Origin of the sequence: Novosphingobium sp. BW1, assembly GCF_008107685.1 — a bacterium.
Classification (GTDB): domain Bacteria; phylum Pseudomonadota; class Alphaproteobacteria; order Sphingomonadales; family Sphingomonadaceae; genus Novosphingobium.
The window spans coordinates 23,498-47,516 of record NZ_VIRF01000082.1 but is presented as its reverse complement, the minus strand read 5'-3'; the positions used below and the strand labels follow the sequence as shown (position 1 = coordinate 47,516).

Annotated in this window: 18 protein-coding genes and 1 pseudogene; 10 read left to right on the top strand and 9 right to left on the bottom strand. The window is 64.1% G+C overall.

Annotated features, from left to right (window positions below):
- Window positions 1-842: 842 nt before the first annotated feature.
- Window positions 843-1,088 (top strand): GlsB/YeaQ/YmgE family stress response membrane protein, encoded by a 246-nt coding sequence (locus FMM79_RS14985; RefSeq protein WP_148628268.1) that lies wholly within the window; start codon window positions 843-845, stop codon window positions 1,086-1,088.
- Window positions 1,089-1,131: 43 nt separating this feature from the next.
- Here the strand turns inward: FMM79_RS14985 and nadB are convergent, their stop codons facing one another.
- Together nadB and FMM79_RS14975 are read right to left on the bottom strand one after the other, a co-directional pair.
- Window positions 1,132-2,730: an L-aspartate oxidase gene (gene nadB, locus FMM79_RS14980; RefSeq protein WP_148628267.1), complete on the bottom strand. Its 1,599-nt coding sequence runs from the start codon at window positions 2,728-2,730 to the stop codon at window positions 1,132-1,134.
- 613 nt (window positions 2,731-3,343) lie between these two features.
- The gene (locus FMM79_RS14975; RefSeq protein WP_148628266.1) at window positions 3,344-4,285 is read right to left on the bottom strand and encodes an ABC transporter ATP-binding protein; all 942 of its coding nucleotides are present in this window, start codon (window positions 4,283-4,285) and stop codon (window positions 3,344-3,346) included.
- Between the two features lie 178 nt (window positions 4,286-4,463).
- Between FMM79_RS14975 and FMM79_RS14970 the strand changes: the two genes are divergently transcribed.
- From FMM79_RS14970 to FMM79_RS14955, 4 genes are all read left to right on the top strand, one after another.
- On the top strand, window positions 4,464-4,661 hold the full coding sequence (locus FMM79_RS14970; RefSeq protein WP_039388953.1) for a zinc-finger domain-containing protein: 198 nt from the start codon (window positions 4,464-4,466) through the stop codon (window positions 4,659-4,661).
- Between the two features lie 252 nt (window positions 4,662-4,913).
- Window positions 4,914-6,335: a metalloprotease TldD gene (gene tldD, locus FMM79_RS14965; RefSeq protein ID WP_148628265.1), complete on the top strand. Its 1,422-nt coding sequence runs from the start codon at window positions 4,914-4,916 to the stop codon at window positions 6,333-6,335.
- Window positions 6,336-6,442: 107 nt separating this feature from the next.
- Window positions 6,443-6,850 carry a hypothetical protein gene (locus tag FMM79_RS14960; protein WP_148628264.1) on the top strand — a complete coding sequence of 136 codons (408 nt, stop codon included), beginning with the start codon at window positions 6,443-6,445 and terminating at the stop codon, window positions 6,848-6,850.
- 206 nt (window positions 6,851-7,056) lie between these two features.
- On the top strand, window positions 7,057-7,488 hold the full coding sequence (locus FMM79_RS14955; protein ID WP_148628263.1) for a hypothetical protein: 432 nt from the start codon (window positions 7,057-7,059) through the stop codon (window positions 7,486-7,488).
- 593 nt (window positions 7,489-8,081) lie between these two features.
- On the opposite strand, the pseudogene FMM79_RS14950 reads toward FMM79_RS14955, so the two are convergent.
- From FMM79_RS14950 to guaA, 4 genes and pseudogenes are all read right to left on the bottom strand, one after another.
- Window positions 8,082-8,565, bottom strand: a pseudogene (locus FMM79_RS14950) (IS3 family transposase); the annotation flags it as partial.
- Between the two features lie 63 nt (window positions 8,566-8,628).
- Entirely contained in the window at window positions 8,629-8,940 is a 312-nt protein-coding gene (locus tag FMM79_RS22315) for a hypothetical protein (RefSeq protein ID WP_371710936.1), read from the bottom strand.
- On the bottom strand, window positions 8,826-9,191 hold the full coding sequence (locus FMM79_RS14945) for an Arm DNA-binding domain-containing protein (protein ID WP_371710925.1): 366 nt from the start codon (window positions 9,189-9,191) through the stop codon (window positions 8,826-8,828). Before FMM79_RS14945 ends, FMM79_RS22315 begins: the two co-directional genes overlap by 115 nt.
- 381 nt (window positions 9,192-9,572) lie before the next feature.
- Complete coding sequence (guaA, locus tag FMM79_RS14940; RefSeq protein WP_148628261.1) at window positions 9,573-11,132, bottom strand: glutamine-hydrolyzing GMP synthase; 1,560 nt, start codon at window positions 11,130-11,132, stop codon at window positions 9,573-9,575.
- 549 nt (window positions 11,133-11,681) lie between these two features.
- Between guaA and gyrB the strand changes: the two genes are divergently transcribed.
- From gyrB to FMM79_RS14920, 4 genes are all read left to right on the top strand, one after another.
- On the top strand, window positions 11,682-14,195 hold the full coding sequence (gyrB, locus tag FMM79_RS14935; protein WP_148628260.1) for a DNA topoisomerase (ATP-hydrolyzing) subunit B: 2,514 nt from the start codon (window positions 11,682-11,684) through the stop codon (window positions 14,193-14,195).
- A 151-nt stretch (window positions 14,196-14,346) separates the two neighbouring features.
- Window positions 14,347-16,257: a M1 family metallopeptidase gene (locus tag FMM79_RS14930; protein WP_148628259.1), complete on the top strand. Its 1,911-nt coding sequence runs from the start codon at window positions 14,347-14,349 to the stop codon at window positions 16,255-16,257.
- A gap of 25 nt (window positions 16,258-16,282) precedes the next feature.
- Window positions 16,283-16,684 (top strand): metallopeptidase family protein, encoded by a 402-nt coding sequence (locus FMM79_RS14925; protein WP_148628258.1) that lies wholly within the window; start codon window positions 16,283-16,285, stop codon window positions 16,682-16,684.
- 45 nt (window positions 16,685-16,729) lie between these two features.
- Window positions 16,730-18,517 carry a bifunctional UDP-sugar hydrolase/5'-nucleotidase gene (locus FMM79_RS14920; RefSeq protein ID WP_148628257.1) on the top strand — a complete coding sequence of 596 codons (1,788 nt, stop codon included), beginning with the start codon at window positions 16,730-16,732 and terminating at the stop codon, window positions 18,515-18,517.
- A gap of 15 nt (window positions 18,518-18,532) precedes the next feature.
- Here FMM79_RS14920 and FMM79_RS14915 read toward each other — a convergent pair whose 3' ends face one another.
- Genes FMM79_RS14915 through lgt form a run of 3 tightly spaced genes read right to left on the bottom strand, consistent with a single transcriptional unit; the run spans window position 18,533 to window position 20,998 of the window.
- Complete coding sequence (locus FMM79_RS14915) at window positions 18,533-19,051, bottom strand: DUF2306 domain-containing protein (protein WP_148628256.1); 519 nt, start codon at window positions 19,049-19,051, stop codon at window positions 18,533-18,535.
- The gene (locus FMM79_RS14910; protein ID WP_148628255.1) at window positions 19,035-20,099 is read right to left on the bottom strand and encodes a class I SAM-dependent methyltransferase; all 1,065 of its coding nucleotides are present in this window, start codon (window positions 20,097-20,099) and stop codon (window positions 19,035-19,037) included. Before FMM79_RS14910 ends, FMM79_RS14915 begins: the two co-directional genes overlap by 17 nt.
- On the bottom strand, window positions 20,096-20,998 hold the full coding sequence (lgt, locus tag FMM79_RS14905) for a prolipoprotein diacylglyceryl transferase (RefSeq protein ID WP_148628254.1): 903 nt from the start codon (window positions 20,996-20,998) through the stop codon (window positions 20,096-20,098). The genes FMM79_RS14910 and lgt overlap by 4 nt, the downstream gene beginning before the upstream one ends.
- Window positions 20,999-21,229: 231 nt before the next feature.
- Between lgt and FMM79_RS14900 the strand changes: the two genes are divergently transcribed.
- Window positions 21,230-23,980, top strand: coding sequence for a [protein-PII] uridylyltransferase (locus tag FMM79_RS14900; RefSeq protein WP_148628253.1), 2,751 nt, complete (start codon window positions 21,230-21,232; stop codon window positions 23,978-23,980).
- Window positions 23,981-24,019: the final 39 nt, after the last annotated feature.

Sequence of the window (24,019 nt, the reverse complement as noted above, 5' to 3'; positions counted from 1 at the left end):
TCCAATTGCCGGGCTCGCGCCCGTCTCCTTGTTCGAGTTTACCGACGGGCTGGCAACGGCTTCTTCCGTAGCGTCCGCGCTGTCGATGCGACTGTCACTTCCGTTCCTGAAATCCACTCGTTCGCCCCATTGGTTGCCGCGCCACCTGCAAGGCAGGCAAGCGCGTAGTGTTCCGCGCAGGGTCAAGGCGCACCGCAGCGCGGCCGCCGGAGAAATCCCAGACTACCACGTTCAGCACGAAAAGGAGACCTTTGCCCCTGCTCTCGACCCTGTGGTGCCTCGCGGATTCGCCCAAACCTACCCCGAAATCGCTTCCGGGGGCGACGCGGTACATTCCCGCGCGGCATCAAGGTTTAGAGGTTCGACCGCCGAAGCGCCACAACCCATAGTGCCGTTTCTTGGCACCGGCGCAAGAGGGGGGAGACACGCAAGCCGCAAGGCCTGAAGCCGCGCTGGACAATTGCCCAGCCATCGCGACGCGTGGGAAGTCCTGAACCCTCATCAAACGCAAGCGAAATCTGGAGCCGCCCTGGCTATTATTTTTCCACAAAATTAGCCGACGAAGCGAATCGGGAATACGACGAACTGAGTCCCGCATCTGCCACGTCAAGACTCAAAAGGCACAAACTGTACCCCGCTCTCGCCGCGCCGGACACCATATGTTGATCTTCCTGCAGCCGCCAGACGGATTTTCGCAGCGCCCTTCGTCGAGGCGCATCAGCGGTGCGCCGAGCGGGGCGTGCGGCCTGCGCGCCCCTGTGCAACCCCGGCAGCGATCAGGGCTTTAGTTCCTGCGCGCGGGCACGCCTGCCCGCCTGTCCAATCCTCGCAAGGAAGCACGCATGTTCAATATCATCGGCGCCATTATCGGCGGTCTCATCATCGGCGCTCTGGCGCGCTGGATCTACCCTGGCGAGGTGCCCATGTCCTGGCTCACGACGATTCTCTTGGGCATCGGCGGCTCGCTGGCCGCGGGCCTTATCACCTCGCGCGGGAGCCGCGACTTCAACCGCGCTGGCTGCCTCGCCTCGATCCTGGGCGCCATGGCGCTGATATTTATCGGACGCGCGCTGGGCATCGGGATGTAGGCCCGCCCGAACAGGGCGGCCCCGGGCCGCCCTGCCTTGGCCCTCAGGGCACGAGCACGGTGTCGTGCGGCTCGCTTTCCGTTTCGGGAAAGTCGAGCGTGAAGTGAAGCCCCCGGCTTTCATTGCGCTTGAGAGCCGAGCGCACAATCAGTTCGGCCGACTGCAACAGGTTGCGCAGCTCGATCAGGTCGGTCGAGACGCGGAAGTGGCGGTAGTATTCCTCGATCTCGGTGTTGAGAAGCTGGATGCGGTGCATGGCCCGCTCCAGCCGCTTGGTCGTGCGCACGATGCCCACGTAGTTCCACATGAAGCGGCGGATCTCGGTCCAGTTCTGCTTGATGACAACTTCCTCATCAGAATCGGTCACCCGGCTCGCGTCCCACGCACGTACCGGGGGCGGCGCGTCGAAGGCGTCCCAATGGTCGAGAATGTGACTGGCCGCCGCATCTCCAAAAACAAAGCATTCGAGCAGCGAGTTGGAGGCCAGGCGGTTCGCCCCGTGAAGGCCGCTCTCGGTGCACTCCCCCGCCGCATAAAGGCCCGGTAGGTCGGTCTTGCCATCAAGATCGGTCAGCACGCCGCCGCAGGTATAGTGCTGCGCGGGCACGACCGGGATCGGCTCCTTCGTCATGTCGATGCCAAGCGTGAGCAGCTTCTCGTGAATGGTCGGGAAGTGCTCGCGCACGAATTCGGGGGGCTGGTGGCTGATGTCGAGATGGACATAGTCGAGGCCGTAGCGCTTGATCTGGTCGTCGATCGCGCGCGCGACCACATCGCGCGGCGCCAGTTCGGCCCGCTCGTCATAGTCCGGCATGAAGCGATGGCCGGTCACCGGGTGCCGCAGCTGCCCTCCCTCGCCACGCACCGCCTCGGTGATGAGGAAGTTCTTGACGTCGAGGTTGTAGAGGCAGGTAGGGTGAAACTGCATCATCTCCATGTTGGAGACCCGTGCGCCCGCGCGCCAGGCCATGGCGATGCCGTCGCCCGTCGCCCCGCGCGGCGCGGTGCTGAAACGGTAGACGCGCCCTGCCCCGCCCGTTGCCAGAATGGTCGCACGCGCGGTGTGCGCCTCGACCCGGCCCGTCGCCTCATCGAGGGCGTAGACACCCCAGACCCGGCCCGAGCCCGAGTAGCGCAGTTCGTGGCGCCCGGTGATGAAATCGATGCAGGACTGTCCGGGCAGCAGGGTGATGTTGGGATTGGCCTGTGCCGCGCGCAGAAGTGCATCCTGCACCGCCCAGCCCGTGGCGTCGTTCACATGAACGATACGGCGGTGCGAATGCCCACCTTCGCGGGTGAGGTGCAATTCCCCACCCTCGGTGTTGAAGGGAACCCCCAGATCCAGCAGCCGTGCGATGGCATGGGGCGCGCGTTCGATAACGAACTCGACCGTCTCACGCCGGTTGAGTCCGGCGCCGGCCACCATCGTGTCGCGAATATGCTCGTCGAATGTATCGCCCTGATCGAGGACCGCGGCGATGCCCCCCTGCGCCCAGGCTGTCGAACCGCCCGTCAGGCTGCCCTTGGCGAGCACGAGAACCTTGAGCCTTTCGGCAAGTGCGAGAGCCGCCGTCAGGCCGGCGGCGCCGGACCCGATGACGATGACGTCATACGGTGCGGCACTTGGGACGTTATCCTGCATGGTGCCTCATTGCCGAGTGCGCGCACCAATCGCAAGATATCTTGCTACAACAACAGGCTATTGTTGCATCGCAACACATAGGGATTTATACTTGGCCGCATACAGTTGGAATGGCCAGCCGATTACGGGCCCACCAGCGGCCAGCTTTCGGGTTAACGATAAAAGAACACCGCGACCGGTTCAGCTTAAATAGTTAACGAACGAACTTCGCCAGAAAATGGACACCTGCACATGGCGGCGCGTCACACTTTGCAAGCGAAATTCCTTTGCAACACGAATACCAGGCCGCGCAACTTCGTCAGAATGTATTTTCTTCAAACTCGGACACTGAAAGCTTCCAACAATGGCTCCGACAAGCACCTCGAAATCCAGCAAAAGTCTGACAAAGCTCATCCGCTTCTGCTGGCTGAACCGACACAAGCCAGACCGGCGGCACGCGTCATGGGACGGACACAACTTCACGTCGACCTGCACGCAGTGCGGTGCGGCGATTCGGCGCAAGAAGAAGAATGTCTGGCATCGCGAATGGATGGACGAATCCGATCACGCCCAGCCCGGCGTCAAGTAACCCGGGAGCGCGCCAGCAACAGGTCCGGCGCCGGACCGCATCAGATCAGGCCGTAAGGCTGACGAAGACGTCCTCAAGATCCGCCTCGCGGGTCGTGACGTCCACCACCGAAAGCCCCTGCGCCTGGAGCGCGGACAGGACCTCTCCTGCATTAGCGCGGTCCTTGTCATAGGTAATCTCGAGCCCGGTGTCGCCCACCGCGCGGCACTTGATGAAGCCGGGGTGCTCGGGCAGTTCCGCCACCGGCTGATCGAGGGTCAGCATCAGAACCTTCTCGCGCGCCATGCCGATCAGCTCGCTGGTCGGCTTGTTGGCGATGAGTTCGCCGTGGTTGATGATCGCAATGCGATCGCACAGTTCCTCGGCTTCCTCCAGGTAGTGCGTAGTCAACACGATCGTGACGCCCTCGCGGTTCATCTCGGTGACGAGTTCCCACAGCTGGCGGCGCAGTTCGACGTCAACGCCCGCTGTCGGCTCATCGAGGACGAGTACGGGAGGCTGGTGGACCAGCGCCTTGGCAATCAGCAAACGCCGCTTCATGCCGCCCGAAAGGCTGCGGGCATAGGCATCGCGCTTGTCCGCAAGATGGACCGCGCGCAGCAGTTCCTCCGAACGGCGCAGGTGCTTGGCGATGCCATAGAATCCCGCCTGATTCTCCAGCACCTCGATCGGCGTGAAGAAGGGATCGAACACGATCTCCTGCGGCACGATGCCAATCGCGCGCTTGGCGTTGCGCTGATCGTGGTCGATGTCGTGCCCCCAGATATCAACCGAACCCGAGGTTTTGCGCACAAGCCCGGCCATGATGTTGATCAGGGTAGACTTGCCCGCGCCGTTGGGGCCGAGCAGGCCGAAAATCTCGCCCTGCGGCACATCGAAGCTGACGCCCTTCAGCGCCAGCTTGGCCTCCACCTTGCCGACAGGCGCATAGCGCTTGACGAGGTCGCGGATCGAAATGGCGGGCGAAAGGGCAGAAGAGGCAGTCATGGCGCCCCATGTGGGCCAGCTTTGATCCAAGGTAAAGAGCGCAAAACGCAAAGAGGAGCGTCAGCCGGGCCCTGTCCCGTCCCGATTGCCCCGCATGCAAGCGCGCTGCGTCCTGCGCGCACGCCTGCGCGCGTTTGCCGCTGGAAATCGCCCACGCCCGCTGGTAAAGGCATCGTCCATGAGCAACGTGCCTGAAACCGTCTTCACCGATTCCCACCGCGTCAAGTGCGATGGAGCCACCGACATCCGTGCCGGAGCCGCTCTTGGCCATCCGCGTGTCTGGCTCGAGATCGACGAGAAGGGCTATGTCGAATGCGGCTATTGCGACCGCCGCTTCGTTCTCAAGGGCGGCCCCGCCGACCAGCAGGCGGCCTGAGCCTTTTTCCCTCGCCCCTGAACGGCCTTTGCCGGTCCGGGCTGAAGTCCCCCCTCTGTAGAGCCCCGTGAGCAAAGCCTTACGCGTGCCGCAACCCAGGCTTCAGCCTGATGCTCGCGCATGCGTGGCGCCAAGGTACGTTCCTTAGACGCAGCCTCGCGGGCCTTGACCCGCCGGTTGTGTGGCCCGTGCGAACAGCGAGGCCGCACGCAATGGCTTTCGCCCACCGGACTTGGCGCCTATATGATGGAAATGTCTTCCATCGTCGATCCCCGCTCGCTCCTCTACCGCCACCTCACGCCCGAGGACGCGCAAGCCCTGGCCGCCGAAACGCTGCGCTCGTGCGACGATGGCGAACTCTATATGCAGTTCATGGCGAGCGAGGCTTTCGGCTTCGACGACGGACGCCTCAAGACCGCCGACTATTCGCGCGATGCCGGGTTCGGTCTACGCGGGGTCTCGGGCGAGATGACGGGCTTCGCCCACGCCAACGAGATTTCCGCCAAGGCCATCCGGCGCGCGGGCGAAACACTGCAACTGCTCGATCCTGCGACCGGCCCCAAGGCCGGACCACCTGTGAAGAGCAATCGCCACCTCTACACCGACGCCTCGCCGCTCGACCTCGTCAGCTTTGGCGAGAAGGTGAAGCTGCTGGAGACCATCGATGCCACCGCACGCGCACGCGACCCGCGCGTTGCGCAGGTCAGCGCCAGCCTGTCGGGCTCCTGGTCGGTAATCGAGATCGTGCGCCCCGATGGCTTCATCGCCACCGACGTACGCCCGCTGGTGCGCCTCTCAGTCTCGATCGTCGCGGAGAGCAACGGGCGGCGCGAGACCGGCTCGTTCGGGATGGGCGGGCGCTGGCTCTACGACGACCTGTTCCGCCCCGAGAACTGGAACCGCGCCATCGATGGCGCGCTGGCCCAGGCACTCACCAACCTGGAAAGCGTCGATGCCCCGGCCGGCGAAATGACAGTCATCATGGCGCCGGGCTGGCCGGGCGTGATCCTGCACGAGGCGATTGGCCACGGCCTTGAAGGCGATTTCAACCGCAAGGGCACCTCCGCCTTTGCCGGCCGTATCGGCGAGCGCGTGGCCGCACCTGGCGTCACTATCGTCGACGACGGCTCGATCGCGGACCGGCGAGGCTCGCTCTCGGTCGATGACGAGGGCACCCCAACGCAGGAAACCGTCCTGATCGAGAACGGCATTCTCAAAGGCTACATGCACGACCGGCTCAACGCCCGCCTGATGGGCGTCGAGCCAACCGGCAACGGGCGCCGCGAGAACTATGCGCACGCGCCCATGCCGCGCATGACCAACACCTTCATGCGCGCCGGACAGGACGATCCGGCCGAGCTCCTGAGCCGCGTGAAGAAAGGCATCTACACCAAGAACTTCGGCGGCGGTCAGGTCGACATCGTCTCGGGCAAGTTCGTGTTTTCGTGCACTGAGGCCTACATGGTCGAGAACGGCAAGTTGGGCGCCCCCATCAAGGGCGCGACGATCATCGGCGATGGCCCCTCGGTGCTGACCCGCGTGACCGGCATCGGCAATGATCTCGAACTCGACCGTGGCATTGGCGTATGCGGCAAGGGCGGCCAAAGCGTGCCTGCGGGCGTGGGCCAGCCCACGCTGGTGGTCGAGGGCCTGACGGTGGGCGGCACCGCCTGAGACAACCGGATAAAAAGTTCCGGGGCCGCGACGAACGGTCAGCCCCAGTTCAGGACCAGGGGCTAAGCTTGGCCAGCAACAAGAGATGCGTGATGGAGACCAAGACCATGAAAGCCCGTTTCGTCGGACTCGCCGCTGGCCTCGCCGCAGCCGCCAGCCTTGTTTCCGCGCCTGCCGCGATGGCCAAGGCGAAGCTTACCGGCGAAGAGGAACTCGCCAAGATGCTCGAAGGGCGCACGGCAGGCGAACCGGTCAAGTGCATCTCTTACTCGCGCCTCAGCAACGCCACGATCATCGAGAAGACCGCAATCGTCTACAAGGTGGGCAGCACGCTCTACGTCAACCGCCCGACCAATGCGGACCTGCTCGATGACAACGATATTCTGGTGACGCGCATCTTCGGTTCGCAGCTGTGCAACGTGGATACGATCCAGCTGCGTGATCGGATGACTCCCAACATGTGGAGCGGCTTTGTGGGCCTGCGCGAATTCGTGCCCTACAAGAAGGCCAAGTAAGCCCCTCCTCCCTTACCTATTCAGCGGTCCCTTCCCAAAACGACCACGAACCGATCGTGGCCGTTTTGGCATGCCGGTTCCACGCCGCCGACCCGAACCATCCACTTAACGGGTGACCCCAGCCCTCCCGGAGCTTTGCGCAAGCATCCGACATCCGAATACTAACACCCACCGCCTAGTGTCCCGCGCAAGGGGGACACGTCTTCATGAAACGATGTATCGCATGGGGCCTCCTGGCCCTGACCGCCTGTTCGTCCGGGCGGGAGGCCTACCTTCTGGAGTGCCGTGGGACACAGGACTTCGAGTGGGACCAGACCCGCGCGGTCGGCTTCATGACGCTCTATTTCCGTATCGATCAGGAACGCCGCGCGATCTATGGCCAATCGCCATCGGGCCAATTCGACAATGTGTGCCGTGCAAGCTGCGCGCAGCTGCAATTTGGTAAAGACGCCATCGTCTGGACCGATACAACATCCGATGAAGAAGGCGCCGACACCCGCATCGTCTCACGGCTCGACAGGACCAGCGGGGAACTCCACATCCGCACGGTCAGCCAACGCACCGATATCACCGGCCCCCACGAAACCCTTCATGGGGACGGCCTGTTCCACTGCCGCGAGATGACATCTGCGCCCTGACCTCTGACACAGGACCGGCCGGGGGGGCGCCCCCCAAACGACAAAGGGCGGCCCCGAAGGACCGCCCCATGCCTGGTAATGGTATGTGCGTGACTCTGACGTCGGATCCGAGATCAGACCAGGGTCAGTGCGAAGACCAGGGCGCTGGTGCCCAGAGCCGCCGCGGCACCGACTGTGCGGTGAAGAATGGCCATAATCGATACTCCTGCGAACACGTTTCGTGCTTTTCGTTTTATCGCTCGCTCGCGGCATTTCGTCGCGATCGGCAGGAGTGCGAAATAGGCTTCTCCCGAATTATCGCAAATCCAAAAGCAACAATATTACTTGCATATTTTACATCAATAGAGGTTCGAAAATTTCAAAGGTCATCGGCATATCCAATGCTAGGCAGAGCCTAAATACCGCCTTAAGCGGAAGTTTCGCGAAACTCGTGTTCGCCTGTCGGAAATCAAGCCCTCGCTGCTTAGTCGCAAGGAACGCAACAAAATCTGTCCGGTTGCGGATTCCTGCACCGCTCGCAGAAGTGGCTCGGTGTATCTGGACGGCCTTTGACGTTTGATAAGTGGATCGTCTTCGGTCTGTTGGTTCAAGCGACGACTTGCAGGAGCGTCACGGAAGATCTCGGGCTTGCCATGGCGTGCAAGAGCTTCCTCAAGCGCTTCCACGCCGAAGTCGGCCTCCAGCGTGATCGAGATCCGATTGCTGAGAACCTTGCGGCTGAACCGATCGACGATGGCGACGAGATAGACGAAGCGCCGGACCATGGGAATGTAGCTGATATCTGCCGCCCAAACCTGATTGGGCCTTACGATCGGCAGTTTGCGCAGGAGAAAAGGATGGATCTTGTGCCCAGGCGCCGGCTTGGAAGGTGCTGGGGCGGCGATGGACCGCCTCGATGGCCATCTTCTTCATCAGGCTCGCGACATGGCAGCGGCCGATCGTGACGCTCTCCTGACGAAGAAAGTCGCGTATCAGCCGGCTTCCTGCAAACGGGAACTCCAGATGCAACGCATCGATGCGGCGCATGATCGCGAGATCTTCGGACGAAACCGGCCGGGGCAGATAATAGACACCGCTGCTCATTATCTGTTCCCGTCTCGCAGCCTTGCTGGCCGCTCCGACGCAGAAAATCGAATTATCTCAGTGTGCAGCTTCTGGAGGCCACCTCTTCTGCGCAGAGGACAGGGACCGGTCCTTCGACTCGAAAGTAGCGATCCACGCCGGGCCGACTTCATAGGCCGGAATGGCGACCTTCTCGCTCTGCAAAATGGCGAAAGCGAAGACCAGCTTCACGATGTCTCTGACTTGGACCGCCGTGACAAGCGCCCCACGCTCCTTCACCTTTGCGCAAAGTGCGCGTAAATCCTCTGGCAGGAGCCGGTTGCGGAACGCTGGCAGGATGTCTCGCTCGACGAAGATCGAACGGCGCATGGCCTGCGTGCTGTCGGCCATCTTGGCTTCCTGGAGCCAGCGTTCGCCAAACCCACCGAAGCTCTTCCCTGACGGCGGCGGCGCTTGTCTCGCTGTTTTTCCTGCGCCAGCGAGCGGCCCTCCAAAATGGCCCGTCTGGCATCGATCAGCTTCTCGCGCCCGCCCGCCAGAGACAGGCCAGAAGCGCCGTAGCGCCCCAACGTCAAAGTGCCCCGGCGGCCGTTCAGCGGATAATCCAAACGAAACACGACCGCACGCGATGGCTGGACCATGACTTACGCACCGCCACGGCCCACTATATTATATAATTTATCTTAAGATTTCAGTGTCTTGATAGCGGCATCGCTCAACAGCAGTACCCTCCAGATCAACCCAAAAAAGCTGGAGAGCGCGCAACTATACCGTCAGGCCAGAAATGACCTCCAAAATCGGATCTTGCTATTTTTTTCAATATATTAGCCCGAAAATTATACCGCCAGAAGCTCTCTTGCTACTGACGGTATATGTGACTTTCGGTTGAAACAAGCTGCACCATACCGTCATCCGGCAGGCCAACCCGCCGACAGACGCCGAAACATGGCGCTAATTTATTCTTTTTTTCAGTGCATTATGCCGCCCTCTAGCGCATTTCTGGATACGCTCAGAGGGGGGGATCACTCCCACTCAATCGTGCCCGGGGGCTTCGAGGTGTAGTCGTAGACCACGCGGTTGATGCCCTTCACCTCGTTAATGATGCGAGTGGCGACCCGGCTCAGGAACGCGGCGTCGAAGGGGTAGATGTCGGCGGTCATGCCGTCGGTGGAGGTCACCGCGCGCAGCGCACAGACGTTGTCGTAGGTGCGTCCATCGCCCATCACGCCCACGGTCTTGACCGGAAGCAGCACGGCGAAAGCCTGCCAGATCGCATCGTAGAGACCCGCGCTGCGGATTTCCTCGAGGTAGATCGCATCCGCCTTGCGCAAAATGTCGGCCTTCTCGCGGCTGACTTCGCCGGGGATGCGGATGGCAAGGCCCGGCCCCGGGAAGGGGTGACGGCCCACGAAAATCTCGGGCAGGCCGAGCTCACGGCCAAGTTCGCGCACTTCGTCCTTGAAGAGTTCGCGCAGCGGCTCGACCAGCTTCATGTCCATGCGTTCGGGAAGGCCGCCCACGTTGTGGTGGCTCTTGATCGTGACCGAGGGGCCGCCCGTGAACGAGACCGATTCGATGACGTCGGGGTAGAGCGTGCCCTGGGCAAGGAACTCGGCGCCGCCGATCTTCTTGGCCTCGTCCTCGAACACGTCGATGAAGGTCTTGCCGATGAACTTGCGCTTCTTCTCGGGGTCGGTCACGCCCTCGAGGCCCTTGAGGAACAGCGTCGAGGCATCGACGTGGACCAGCGGAATCTGGTAGGCCCCGCGGAACAGCGAGACGACCTGCTCAGCCTCGCCCATGCGCATGAGGCCATGGTCGACGAAGACGCAGGTCAGCTGATCACCGATTGCCTCGTGGATGAGGACAGCTGCCACGGCCGAATCGACGCCGCCCGAAAGCCCGCAGATCACGCGGCCATCGCCGACCTGCTCGCGGATATCGTCGATCTTGGCCTTGCGGAATTCGGCCATCGTCCAGTCGCCCGAGAGGCCGCAGACGTGGCGCACGAAGTTCTTGAGCAGCTTGCCGCCGTCGGGCGTGTGCACGACTTCGGGGTGGAACTGCATCGCGTAGATGCGCTTCTCATCGTTGGCGATCACCGCGAAGGGTGCGCCGGGCGAGGCGGCCACCGGACGGAAGCCGTCGGCCAGCTGGGTCACCTTGTCGCCATGGCTCATCCAGACCTGGTGCTTCTCGCCGACTTTCCAGAGACCGTCGAAGAGCGCGCACTCGTCCTGGATTTCGATGAAGGCCCGGCCGAACTCGCCCGAATCGCCCAGCGTCACTTCGCCGCCGAGCTGGTGGGTGAGCGACTGCTGGCCATAGCAGATGCCCAGGATCGGCAGACCGCTCTCGAGGATCACGTCGGGAATGCGCGGGCCGTCCTCGTCGAGGACCGAAGCGGGCGAGCCCGAGAGGATGATCCCCACCGGCTTCATGCGCTCGAAGGCTTCCGCCGCGTTGGTGAACGGGGCGATCTCGGAATAGACGCCCGCTTCGCGGACGCGGCGTGCGATCAGCTGGGTCACCTGGCTGCCGAAATCGACAATCAGGACCGATTCAGTGGTCTGGATGCTCATGGCTGGCCGATAGTCGGGCTCGTCCGCGCTGTCCAGACACTCCGAACGCGTGAAAGGAACTTTAATGCAGGCCGCAAACCGCCGGTTGCCGCCGGAAGGAAAGCCCCTCCCCACCCGTCCCGCCTCCCGTGATTGTATGCCGCACATCTTAGACCAAAGAACGTCACGGCGATGCCGCCCTCGCCTTGTTCATTGCTGTCAAGTGGCGTAGTGTTGCTGGCGAGCCGGGCAAACCGGCCGTTTTTGGGAAATCTGGAGGAGGATGTCATGACACTTGTCGAAAAATCGATCGGCTTTGCCGCCGCGCTGGGTATCTGCGCTCTGGGCTTTGCGCTCACGCTGGCCTGAACGCCGCGCCGGCCTCTGCGCGAAGCACGCCCCCCCCTTATGCAAACATCAACGGGCGGCCTCGCAGGGGCCGCCCTTTTTGCAGGCGGCGACACGCGCCTCGCCACGCGATCCGCGCCCCACCGCGCCCTTGTGGATAAGGATGGCACCTGCCTTGCGGTTTTGCTTGGGTTTGACCGCCGCGATGCTATAGCCGGACGCATGGCTACCGATCCCGAAAACCAGAAGAACAGCAACGCCTACGGCGCAGATTCGATCAAGGTCCTCAAGGGACTGGACGCAGTGCGCAAGCGTCCGGGCATGTACATCGGCGACACCGACGATGGCTCGGGCCTGCACCACATGGTCTTCGAGGTCTCGGACAACGCGATCGACGAAGCGCTGGCAGGCCACTGCGACCTCGTCCTGATCGAACTCAACGCCGACGGTTCGGTATCGGTGGAAGACAACGGCCGCGGCATCCCGGTCGACATGCACAAGGAAGAAGGCGTCTCGGCGGCCGAGGTCATCATGACGCAGCTTCACGCGGGCGGTAAGTTCGAGAACACCTCGGACGACAACGCCTACAAGGTCTCGGGCGGCTTGCACGGCGTGGGCGTCTCGGTGGTCAACGCGCTTTCGGAGTGGCTCGAACTTACTATCTGGCGCGACGGCAAGGAGCACTGGATGCGCTTCGAGCATGGCGACGCGGTCGCCCCCCTCATCGTCAAGGGGGATGCCCCCAAGGTTGAGCAGAACCCCGACGAGAACGGCTTTAAAAAGGGCACCCGCGTGACCTTCCAGGCCAGCCACGAGACGTTCAAGAACGTCACCGAGTTCGATTTCGACAAGCTCGAACGCCGCTACCGTGAACTCGCCTTCCTTAATTCGGGCGTGCGTATCCTGCTGCGCGACCTGCGCGGTGAGGAAGTGGGCGAGCATGACCTTTACTACGAAGGCGGCATCGGCGCCTTCGTGCAGTACCTCGACCGCACCAAGAGCGCGCTGATGGAAGCGCCCATCGCGATCACTGCGGACAAGGACGGTATCGGCATCGAGGTGGCGTTGCAGTGGAACGATTCGTACTACGAAAACGTCCTCACCTTCACCAACAACATCCCCCAGCGCGACGGCGGCACCCACCTCGCCGCCTTCCGCGCCGCGCTGACGCGCACCTTGAACGGCTATGCCGAGCGCACGGGCCTGCTGAAGAAGGAAAAGGTCACCCTTTCGGGCGACGACATGCGCGAGGGCCTCACCGCGATTGTCTCGGTCAAACTGCCCGACCCAAAGTTTTCCAGCCAAACCAAGGACAAGCTGGTCTCCTCGGAAGTGCGGCAGCCGCTCGAAAGCCTGATGAGCGAGAAGATGAGCGAGTGGCTGGAAGAAAACCCGGCGACCGGCAAGGCCATCATCCAGAAGGTCATCGATGCCGCCGCCGCGCGTGAAGCGGCCAAGCGCGCGCGCGAACTCACCCGCCGCAAGGGCGTAATGGACATCGCCAGTCTGCCCGGCAAGCTCGCCGACTGCCAGGAACGCGATCCTTCGCTGTGCGAACTGTTCCTGGTCGAGGGCGACTCCGCAGGCGGTTCGGCCAAGCAGGGCCGCGACCGCAAGACGCAGGCGATACTTCCCTTGAAGGGCAAGATCCTCAACGTCGAGCGCGCGCGCTTCGACCGCATCATCTCGTCCAAGGAAGTGGGCACGCTGATCCAGGCCATGGGCACGGGCATCCGTGACGACTTCAATCTCGAAAAGCTGCGCTACCACAAGATCGTCATCATGACCGACGCCGACGTCGACGGCGCACACATCCGCACCCTGCTCCTGACCTTCTTCCACCGTCAGATGCCCGAGATAATCCGCGCCGGCCACCTCTTCATCGCCCAGCCACCACTCTACAAGGTCGCCAAGGGCCGCAGCGAGGTCTACCTCAAGGACAACGCCGCGCTCGACCGCTACCTCGTCGAGGCCGGCCTCAATGGCCGCGTGCTGGAGACCGTCGGCGGTGCGCGCACGGGCCAGGACCTGGAAAGCCTGATCGAACACGCGATCCGCATGCGCAACCTCATGGCCTTCGTGCCGCGCCGCTACAACGCCTCGATCATCGAGGCGCTCGCGCTGGCCGGTGCCTTCGCGCCCGACCTCACCACCGAGGAACGCGCCGATGCCTACCGCAAGACCGCCGAATGGCTGGAATTTGCCGACAGCGAAGCCAAGTGGTCGGTGACCCCGACCGAAGGCGGCGCGCTGGACATCAACCGCTTGTGGCGCGGCGTGACCGACAACCACAAGATCGAAGCGGCCTTCCTCACCAGCGCCGAGGCGCGCAAGCTGGCCAAGCTCGCCGCCGAACACGCCGAGGTCTATTCGGCCGTTTCGCGCCTGGTGCGCGCCACCGCTGTTTCCGCCGAGGATGGCGAGAGCGAGGACGACGTCCAGCGTCCAACCGCCGACGCAGACGCCATCGCGCGGCCCAGCCAGCTTCTCGAAAAGGTGCTCGCCGCGGGACGCAAGGGCCTCTCGATCCAGCGTTACAAGGGCCTTGGCGAAATGAACGCCGACCAACTCTGGGAAACCACGCTCGATCCGGAAAACCGCGCACTGCTGCAGGTCAAGGTCGAAGACGCCGACGTCACCGACGAAATTTTCACGCGCCTGATGGGCGACGTGGTCGAACCGCGCCGCGACTTCATCCAGGAAAACGCGCTCAACGTCGCCAATCTCGATATCTGATTGGCGGCGGGTTCGGCGCACGATAACCGCCATGGTGCCCTCGACGGAACCGGGGGGGGGGGCACAGACCCGTCTCTAAGCCGGTACCCCTATCGGAAAACGGGTGGCTGTACCGCTTGCGCAATCCGACACGCGACAATAAGTTGCCGCGATGCGTAAACTTCTTGCCCCCTCCCTGCTCGGCCTTCTCTTCGCTGGAACCGCCCCTCTTCCCGGCGCTCCGGCTGAGGCGGCGCAGGCGAACGCACCCGCGCCGATCCTGACCTCGCCCGAGGCGCGCGACGTGTGGACCCACGCCCAGCCGGAAGTGGCCCGGGTGACCCATGTATCGCTCGATCTCGACGTGGATTTCGCCAGCCAGACCCTGGCTGGAACGGCCACGCTCGACGTGCTGGCCGCGCGCGATGCCAAGGAGATCGTGCTCGACGTCAAGGACATGGCAATTGCCTCTGTCACCGACGGGAAGGGCGCAGCCCTTGCCTACACGCTGGGTGAGCCCGACAACGACGAACTCGGCGCGGCGCTGAGCGTCCAGCTTGCCGGGGCAAAGCAGGTGCGCATCACCTACCGCACCTCGCCCAAAGCGTCGGCGCTCCAGTGGCTCCCGCCCGAGATGACTTTCGGCAAGACCCAGCCCTACCTCTACAGCCAGGGCCAGGCGATTCATAACCGTTCCTGGGTGCCCACCCAGGACAGCCCCGGCATCCGCCAGACCTGGGACGCCACCCTGCGCGTGCCGGGCGACCTGGTCGCCGTGATGAGCGCCGAGAAGCTCTCGGGCGATACCGGCGAGGCGCTGCCCGACGGCCGCCGCGCCTTTCGCTTCCGCATGGACAAGCCGGTGCCCCCCTACCTCATCGCCTTTGCCGTTGGCGATCTGAAGTTCAAGTCGCTCGGCCCCCGCTCGGGCGTGTGGACCGAAGCGCCGATGCTGCAAAAGGCCGCCTACGAGTTCGCCGATGTCGAGAAGATGATCGATGCCGCCAGCGCGCTCTACGGCCCCTACCGCTGGGGTCGCTACGACATGCTGCTGCTTCCGCCCGCCTTCCCCTACGGCGGCATGGAAAACCCGATGCTGACGTTCCTGACGCCGACCATCGTGACGGGTGACCGTTCGAACACCGATGTGGTTGCGCACGAATTAGCGCACTCCTGGTCAGGCAACCTTGTCACCAACGCGACCTGGTCGGACTCCTGGCTCAACGAAGGCTTCACCACCTACTTCGAGAACCGCATCATGGAGGCGCTCTACGGCAAGGAGCGCGCCGCTATGTACGCCGATCTCGACTGGGATACGATGATGCGCGACATCGCCGCGATGGGCGATGCGATGAAGCCGGGCATGACGGCCGCCCCCTCGCGCCTCCACGGCAACCCCGGCAAGGGCGAGCTTGACTACACCAAGGGCTCGAATTTCCTACGCATGCTGGAAAGCCAGCTCGGCCGGGATACCTGGGACGCCTACCTCACCTCCTACTTTGACCGTCACGCCTTCCAGCCGCAGACGACGGCGGGCTTCCTTGCCGACCTTCGCGAGACGATGCTGATGGGCAAGCCAGACACCGAACTCACCCTCCAGCTCGACCGCTGGGCCTATGCTGCGGGGGTTCCCGACAACGCGCTCCACGTGAAGAGCGAGACTCTCGCGCAGGTCGACGAGTTGCTGACTGGCTTTGAAGCGGGCGGCCCGGTCAGCGCCATCGACACAAAGGGGTGGAGCACGCAGCAGTGGCTACGCTTCCTCAACGGGCTGCCGCGCGCGCTCAGCCAAGAGCGCCTGCGTGAACTTGACGAGGGGCTCACGCTCTCCAATTCGGACAACGCCTACGTGCAGTCGGCCTGGTTCGAGCTTGCCATCGTCAACCGCTACGAGCCCGCCTTGCCGGCCATGGCCGAATTCGTCGGGCGGATCGGGCGCGGGCTGCTGGTCTACCCAATCTACCAGCGCCTGATGCAGCAGGATGGCTGGGGGCCGGACAAGGCGCGGGCGATCTTCGCCACGGCGCGTCCCACCTACCACCCCGAGACCGCCGCGGGCATCGCGCGCATTCTCGGCGAGTAAGCCCGAACAGGAGAAGACACCGGCCATGCCCCATCGCATCGGACCTGCCCCGAGCCCTGCGCAGTTCGAGGCGATGGCGCTGGCCGCCTTCACCCGCATTCCCGCCCCCTTCGCCGAGCACCTCGAGGGCATCACCGTCCACATTGAGGAGTTCGCCGATGCCGAAACGCTGCAGGCCGTCGGCCTGACCGAACCCTTCGATCTGACCGGCCTCTACCACGGCCATCAGCTGGGCGATGAGAGCATCTGGACCGGCGGGGAGCTTCGCCCGCGCATCACGATCTACCGCCAGCCGCTCCTCGCCGAATGGTGCGAGACGGGAGTGAACCTCGAAGACCTCGTCACCCATGTCGTCATTCACGAGGTCGGTCACCATTTCGGTCTTTCCGACGACGACATGCACGCGCTCGAAGCGGGCGCACGTTGATTTTTCCGTCACTTTCCCGTCATCGACCCGCTGGATAGAAGCCCCATGACCCGCCTTTTGACGCGCACGCGTGCGCTGTGCGCCTCCGCCCTTCTCGCCCCGCTGCTGGCCGCCTGCGCCACGCAGCAGGGGGCATCCGTCTCCTTCACGAAGGCCCAGGCCCAGGCCCAGCCGCCGGTCGAGGTCGGCATCCTCGCCTTCAATGATTTTCACGGCAACATCGCGGCCCCCAAAGCCACCGTCAGCTGGCCTGACGGCCAGGGCGGCACGGTCAAGATCCCGGCGGGCGGGGCAGCGCATCTGGCGAGCGCCCTCGATGCGCTGCGCCATCAGTTCCGCTATTCCGCCACGGTCTCGGCGGGCGATCTCATCTCCGCCTCGCCGCTCGCTTCCTCGCTCTTCCTCGACGAGCCGAGCATCGGGGTGATGAACCGCATCGGGCTCGACTTCAACGCGGTGGGCAACCACGAATTCGACCGCGGCCGGGCCGAGCTCCTACGCGTCCAGAACGGGGGCTGCGCGAAGAACACCCAGCGCGAGCCCTGCCAGTTGGAACAGTTTGCGGGCGCCAACTTCCGCTACCTTTCGGCCAGCACCTATACCGAGGACGGCTCCACCCTGTTCCCCGCCACCGGCCTGAAAAGCTTTGGCGAAGGCGCAGGCAAGGTGACGCTGGGCTTTGTCGGCCTGACGCTCAAGGGCACGCCCTCGCTGGTTTCGCCCGGCGGCATTGCGGGTCTGACCTTTGGCGATGAGGCCGAGGCGATCAACCGCGCGGTCCCGGTGCTGAAGGGCGAAGGCGCCGATGCCGTCATCGTCCTCATCCACCAGGGCGGCGCGCAGGCCGACACCTCCGATCCAAACGCCTGCGACGGTTTTACCGGCGACATCCAGCCGATCCTAGACAAGCTCTCCCCCAAAGTCGACGTCGTGATTTCCGGGCACACCCATCAGGCCTACATCTGCGAGATGCCCCGAGACGGCGCCCCGCCTCTGCTCTTGACGAGTGCGGGGTCCTATGGGCGGATGGTTACGCGCCTGTCGCTCGATATCGACCCGGCGACCGACGATGTCGTCTCCGCCCATGCGCGCAATCTTCCGGTTCAGTCAGAGGGCTACGCGACCTCGCGCGGAGAGGTCAGGCAGACCGATCTGGTCCCTGTCTACCCGGCCCGCGCGGACATCGCGCAGTACGTGGGGCGCTATCTCGATGCCGCCAGCGCTTATTCCGAGCGCACGGTCGGCCATCTCTCCGGCGGTGCGCCCCGCGACTGGCCCGATGCCCGGGAAGACCGCAAGGGCGGCCCAGTGGACCAGCTCATCGCCGATTCGCAGCTGGCCGCCACCCGTGCAGCGGGCGCCCAGATCGCCTTCATGAACAGCGCCGGGGTGCGCGCGCCCATCGAGCCGGGAGCCGATGGCGCGGTGACCTTTGGTCAGATCTTCACCGTCCAGCCCTTCGGCAACACGCTGATGACGCGCACTTTCACCGGCGCGCAGATCAAGGCAATCCTTGAAAGCGGCGTGGGCGCTAAGCCCTCGGCCAGCATTCTGGTCCCCTCCTCCACCCTCACCTATACCATCGACAACACGCGGCCTTCCGGAGATCGGATCACCCAGCTCGCCTTCAACGGCCAGCCGCTCGACCTCAACGCGCGCTACCGGGTGACGGTGAACTCATTCCTCGATCAGGGCGGGGATGGCTATCTCGGCCTGTCCGATGGCACCAGTCCCACGGTCGGCGGGCTCGATCTTGATGCGCTCGAAGCATGGCTTTCCGCCGTGCCGGTGCGCGAGGTCCCCGAGACACCGCGCGTGCGGGTCATTCAATAGGACCGCGCTGGCGGCTCACCCGAAGAGCCAGTAACCAAGCAGGCGGTGGAACGGGAAGGTGAAGAAGCCTGCAATGAGCAACGCCCCGATGATGAGCCCGCGCACCGTGCGTCGGTGGCGGTAGACATCGTGGCGCCGGGCCGCGAGGACCAGCACCGGCACAAGCACCAGGGTCAGAAACGATAGGGCATGGATTGGGCTGAGCTGACCCGGCTGCTGCAGCCGAATGAAAAAGCTGTCGATCGCAGTCACCAGCATCGCCGCGCACCAGGTGTACCCCAGCACGCGGTGCCCTTTCGTACCGCGCGTGCGCCAAAGGAGGACCGGCGTCAGGACCAGCGCGACAACGATGGTCGCAAGGTGCAGCCAGACGACGCCGGGAACCCGCCCCCATTCGTTCATGCCGCGAAGGACCGCCGTAGTGACGAAGGCGAGCATGACCAACGCCAGCGCGCCCAGCAGCTTCTCGAGCTTGTCCGGCGCCGTGGAGGCTAAGTCGCCACGCGCGCGCAGCGCCTCAGAAGCTCGCGCCATCGGGCCACTCCGGCGAGGCTAGCCCCATGACCTTGAACAATGCCCCCATCTGGCCCTCCTCGATCAATCGATCCTTGGACGCTTGTAAAGCGGCTTCGTGCTGCGGCGCAACCTTGGCTAGCGCGGCCGCGCGCGCCTCGATCCCCAGATCGCGCAGGAAGCGCCCCTGCGGCACCGTGCCCAGATGCTTGCAGCCATGCGAGAGCGCGACATTGGCAAGGGTCACGAAATCGACATGGCAGGTAAGATCCGCCTCGCCCGGCATCGTGAAGGGATCGACCTTGGTGTGGGCCCGCAGGGCCTGGAGCGTCGAGCCAGTGCGCGGCGCGTCGTAGCCGTAGTCGATCAGGAGCGCGGCACCGCCCTGCTGGGCAAGCCGTCCGGCCAGTTCGTAAACCGCCGCAGCCGCACCCGGACACGTCTCGATCAAGGTGCCTTCGGGGCTGGCCTTGAGTTCGGGCGGGATCGCCGGGTCCATCGGCTTGGTACCCGCCACCGGCAAGAAGCGCCCGTCCTGGAAATCGACACAGCGCTCGCGCCAGCCATCGGCCATGCGCACCAGCTGGCGCACGGGTAGTGCGTCGAGGAACTCGTTGCCCACGACCAGCAGGGGCCCGTCGTTCGGAAGGCTCGAGAGGTCATTATGGAAGCGGGCCTGTGGGACGCCTGCCAGCTGGATGTCCTTGAGCGCGGTCGAGGTCTCCACGAAGTGAACGCGCGGCTCCAGGCCATAGCGTTTCATCGCCCGCAGCGCGTCCTTGGCCAGCGTCCCGCGTCCCGGCCCCAGTTCGACATAATGGACGTCGGGATCGCGCCCCGCGCGGATCCAGATGTCGGCCAGCCACAGGCCGATCAGTTCGCCGAACATCTGACTGATCTCGGGCGCGGTGATGAAGTCGCCGGCGCTGCCCAGCGGGTCCTTGCCCGCATAGTAGCGCGCGTTCGCCTCGCCCATGTAGTGCTGCAGCGTGATCGGCCCATAGTTTGCGATCAGGCGCTGGAACATGCAGGCCAGACTTTCGCTGCCCTCTTCCGTCCTCCCGGTCATTGGCTCGCCTTGGCGTTCGGCGCCGTAGCCAAGGCCGGACGTGCCAGCGCGCGCCCGACCAGGCCAAGCCCCAGCAGGATAAGCGGGATCGTCAGCCACTGGCCCATCGAAAGGCCGGTCTGGTGGGCAAATTCGGCCAGCTGCGCGTCAGGTTCCCGGTAGAATTCGACAATGAAGCGCGCACAGGCAATCCCCGTCACGAAGACCCCGACAAGCAGGCCCGGCCGGAACCGCGCACGGCTCTTCCAGAACAGCGGCAGCATGATGAGGATCAACATGAGGCCTTCCAGGCCGGCCTCGTACAACTGGCTGGGATGGCGCGCAAACTGGTCTGGCGCATCGGGGAAGACCATCGCCCAGGGCACGTCGGGCCCGGCAATCCGCCCCCAGAGCTCCCCGTTCACGAAGTTTGCCAGCCGCCCGAAGAACATGCCGAAAGGTACGCAGACCGAAACGTAGTCGGCCACCCGCACCAGGCTGAGCGCATTGCGCCAGGCCACGAAGGCCATGGCCAGCGTAACGCCGATAAGCCCGCCATGGAAGCTCATGCCCCCGTGCCACAGCTTCACCATCTCGGCCGGGTGCAGCCAGAGGCTGGGAATGCCGGTGTCGCCGCCGGTGTAAAATGTCGCGTAGCCAAGCCGCCCGCCCAGAATCACGCCCAGCGTACAATAGAAGAACAGGTCATCGACATGGCGCTGCGCCATCGGCGCGCCCGGCTCGCGGATCATGCGGCTGATGTGCCAATAGGCCAGAAGCAGACCGGCGAGATAGGCCAGCGAGTAGTAGCGCAGGGTGAAGAAGCCCAGGTCGATGCCATTCTTGAGGCCCAGGTTGACCCAGTAAATCGGTTCGTGCGCCTGCGTGGCGACAGCGGCGGCCAGAGTTGTCAGAGACAAGTGCCTTGGACCCTTTATTCGATTCGTTCAGGTGGCGCGGTGCCCCACCCCTTGTGAAAAACGCAGGAGCACGGGCCATTTGGCTGCCTTCTGGCATAGCCGTCCCATTGATGGTAGTCGCGATTTGAAACCAGACCTGCAAAAATCGCAGCACCACGGGAGAAGTTCGGCGCACATGATGCCTTGTGCCGACTTCCTCTTGTCGTTTGCGACGTTTAGAAGCTTCCCGTCATGAGTGTCATTCGTATCCCTTCCCCGCGTTCCGTGATCGACCGGCGCGAACTCGTACAGACCATCGACAAGCTGGTGGCGGCCTATGGTCCGTCCAAGTCCCGGCAGTTCGTGGTCGAGACCATGCGCACCGCGCTTGCCGAGGGGCGGGCGGAGATCGAGAGGCGGCTCACCGAGAAGCCGTCGGCCGGGCATGAGATTGCCGAGGCGCAGGCCTTCCTCACCGACCAGTTGCTGCGCGTCATGCACGACCACGTGGTCAAGCACGTCTACCCGGCGGTCAACCGCTCCAAGGGTGAACGCCTGTGCTTCATGGCGGTGGGCGGCTACGGGCGCGGCGAAATGGCGCCGCATTCGGACGTCGACATCGCCTTCCTCACCCCCATGAAGCACACGCCCTGGTGCGAGCAGGTCATCGAGGCGATGCTCTACTTCATGTGGGATCTGGGACTGAAGGTCGGTCACTCCAGCCGCTCGCTTGATGACATGGTGCGCATGTCGAAGTCCGATCTCACCATCCGTACCGCGATGCTCGAAGGGCGCTACGTCTGGGGCGACCAGGACGTCTACGAGGAAGCGCAGGCCCGCTTCTGGCGCGATGTCGCGCAAGGAACCGAACGCCAGTTCGTGGTAGAGAAGCTGGCCGAGCGCGACGAACGCCACAAGCGCATGGGCGACAGCCGCTACGTGGTCGAACCTAATATCAAGGAGGGCAAGGGAGGCCTGCGCGACCTTCACACGCTCTACTGGATCGGCAAGTACCTGCACCACGTGCGCGATCCCGGCGAACTGGTCGATGCGGGGCTGTTCACCCGCAAGGAATATCTCGCCTTCCGCCGCGCCGAAAACTTCTTCTGGGCGGTGCGCTGCCACCTGCACACCATCGCCAATCGCGCCGAGGACCGCCTGACCTTCGACCTCCAGCGCGAGGTCGCCGCGCGGATGAATTACACCGACCGCCCGGGCAAGAGCGCGGTCGAGCGCTTCATGCACATGTTCTTCCTCCAGGCGAAGACGGTGGGCAGCCTGACCGGCGTGTTCCTTGCCCAACTCGACGAGCAGTTCGCCAAGAAGCAGCCCCGCGGCCTGCTCGCCGGGTTCAAGGCCAAGGAACGCATCGTCAAGGGCTACAAGGTCTTTGGCGGGCGCATCAAGGCGCCGTCCGACGACTGGTTCACCAAGGACCCGGTGCGCATGATCGAGATCTTCGTGATCGCCGACAAGGAGCGTCTCGAAGTCCATCCCGAAACGATGCGCCAGATCCAGCACGACGCCGCGCTCATCAAGGAGGACGTGCGCGAGGATACGCGCGCCAACGCGCTTTTCCTAGAGCTGCTGACCAGCCGCAACGATCCCGAGACGGTGCTGCGCTGGTTCAACGAGGCGGGCGTCTTCGGGCGTTTCATCACCGAGTTCGGCCGCGTCAACGCGCAGATGCAGTTCGACATGTACCACCACTATACGGTCGATGAACACACCATCCGCGCCATCGGCCTGCTGGCGAAAATCGAGCGGGGCGAACTCAAGGACGACCACCCGCTCGCCCACGACATCGTCCACAAGGTGCGTTCGCGCCGGGCGCTCTATGCCTCGGTGCTGCTGCACGATATCGCCAAGGGGCGCGGCGGCGACCACTCGATCCTGGGCTCCGAAATTGCGCTCAAGCTGTGCCCGCGCTTCGGCTTCGACGAGGAGGAGACCGAACTCGTCTCCTGGCTGGTGCGCTGGCACCTGCTGCTCTCGGCCACCGCGTTCAAGCGCGACCTTTCCGATGCGAAGACGATCTTCGATTTCGTCGAGAAGATGGAATCGCTCGACCGCCTGCGCCAGCTGACGCTGCTCACCATCGTCGACATCCGCGCCGTGGGGCCGGGCACCTGGAACTCGTGGAAGCGCCAGCTCATCGCCGAGCTCTATAACGCCTCGGAAGAGCGCCTGCGCCTGGGCCATGCGCAGTTCGGCCGCGAACAGCGCGTCGAAGCCAAGAAGGAGGCCGTGCGCGCCCTCGCCCCGGAAAACGCGGAGTTGGTGGAGAAGGTTGGCGGCAAGCTGATCGATGCCTACTGGATCGCCGAGCCCGAGGACGTCATCGCCAAGAACCTCGCGCAGCTGCTCGCCGCCGACGACGATCCGCTCTCGATCCACACCGAATACGACCCCGCGCGCACCGCCACACTCGTAACCGTGATCGCATCGGACCACCCGGGCTTGTTCTACCGCATCGCGGGCGGCATCCACCTGGCTGGCGGCAACATCATCGACGCGCGCATCCACACCACGCGCACGGGCCGCGCGGTCGACAACTTCCTCGTGCAGGACCCGCTCGGGCGCCCCTTCAGCGAGGAAGCCCAGCTCGACCGGCTGCGCGAATCGATCGAAAACGCGCTCGCCAACCGCATCAAGATCCTGCCCCAACTCGTCGCCAAGCCCGAGGTGCGCCCGCGCGCCGACGCCTTCGACGTACGCCCACGGGTCATCTTCGACAACGGCGCCTCCAACCGCTTCACCGTGGTCGAGGCCACTGCGCGCGACCGTCCGGCGCTCCTCAATCGGCTTGCCCATGCGCTCTTCGAGGCCAAGCTCATGGTCTACTCGGCGCATATCGCGACCTATGGCGAGCGCGCGGTCGACACGTTCTACGTGACCGACCTTCTGGGCGAGAAGATCACCTCGGCCAACCGCCTGAAAGCGCTGGAACGGCGCCTTCTTGACGCGGCAAGCGAGGCGGTAGCCGAAGCGGAAGGCACCTGACGCAAGGCGGGCGTTCCCACCCGCTCCGGAACCTGTGCG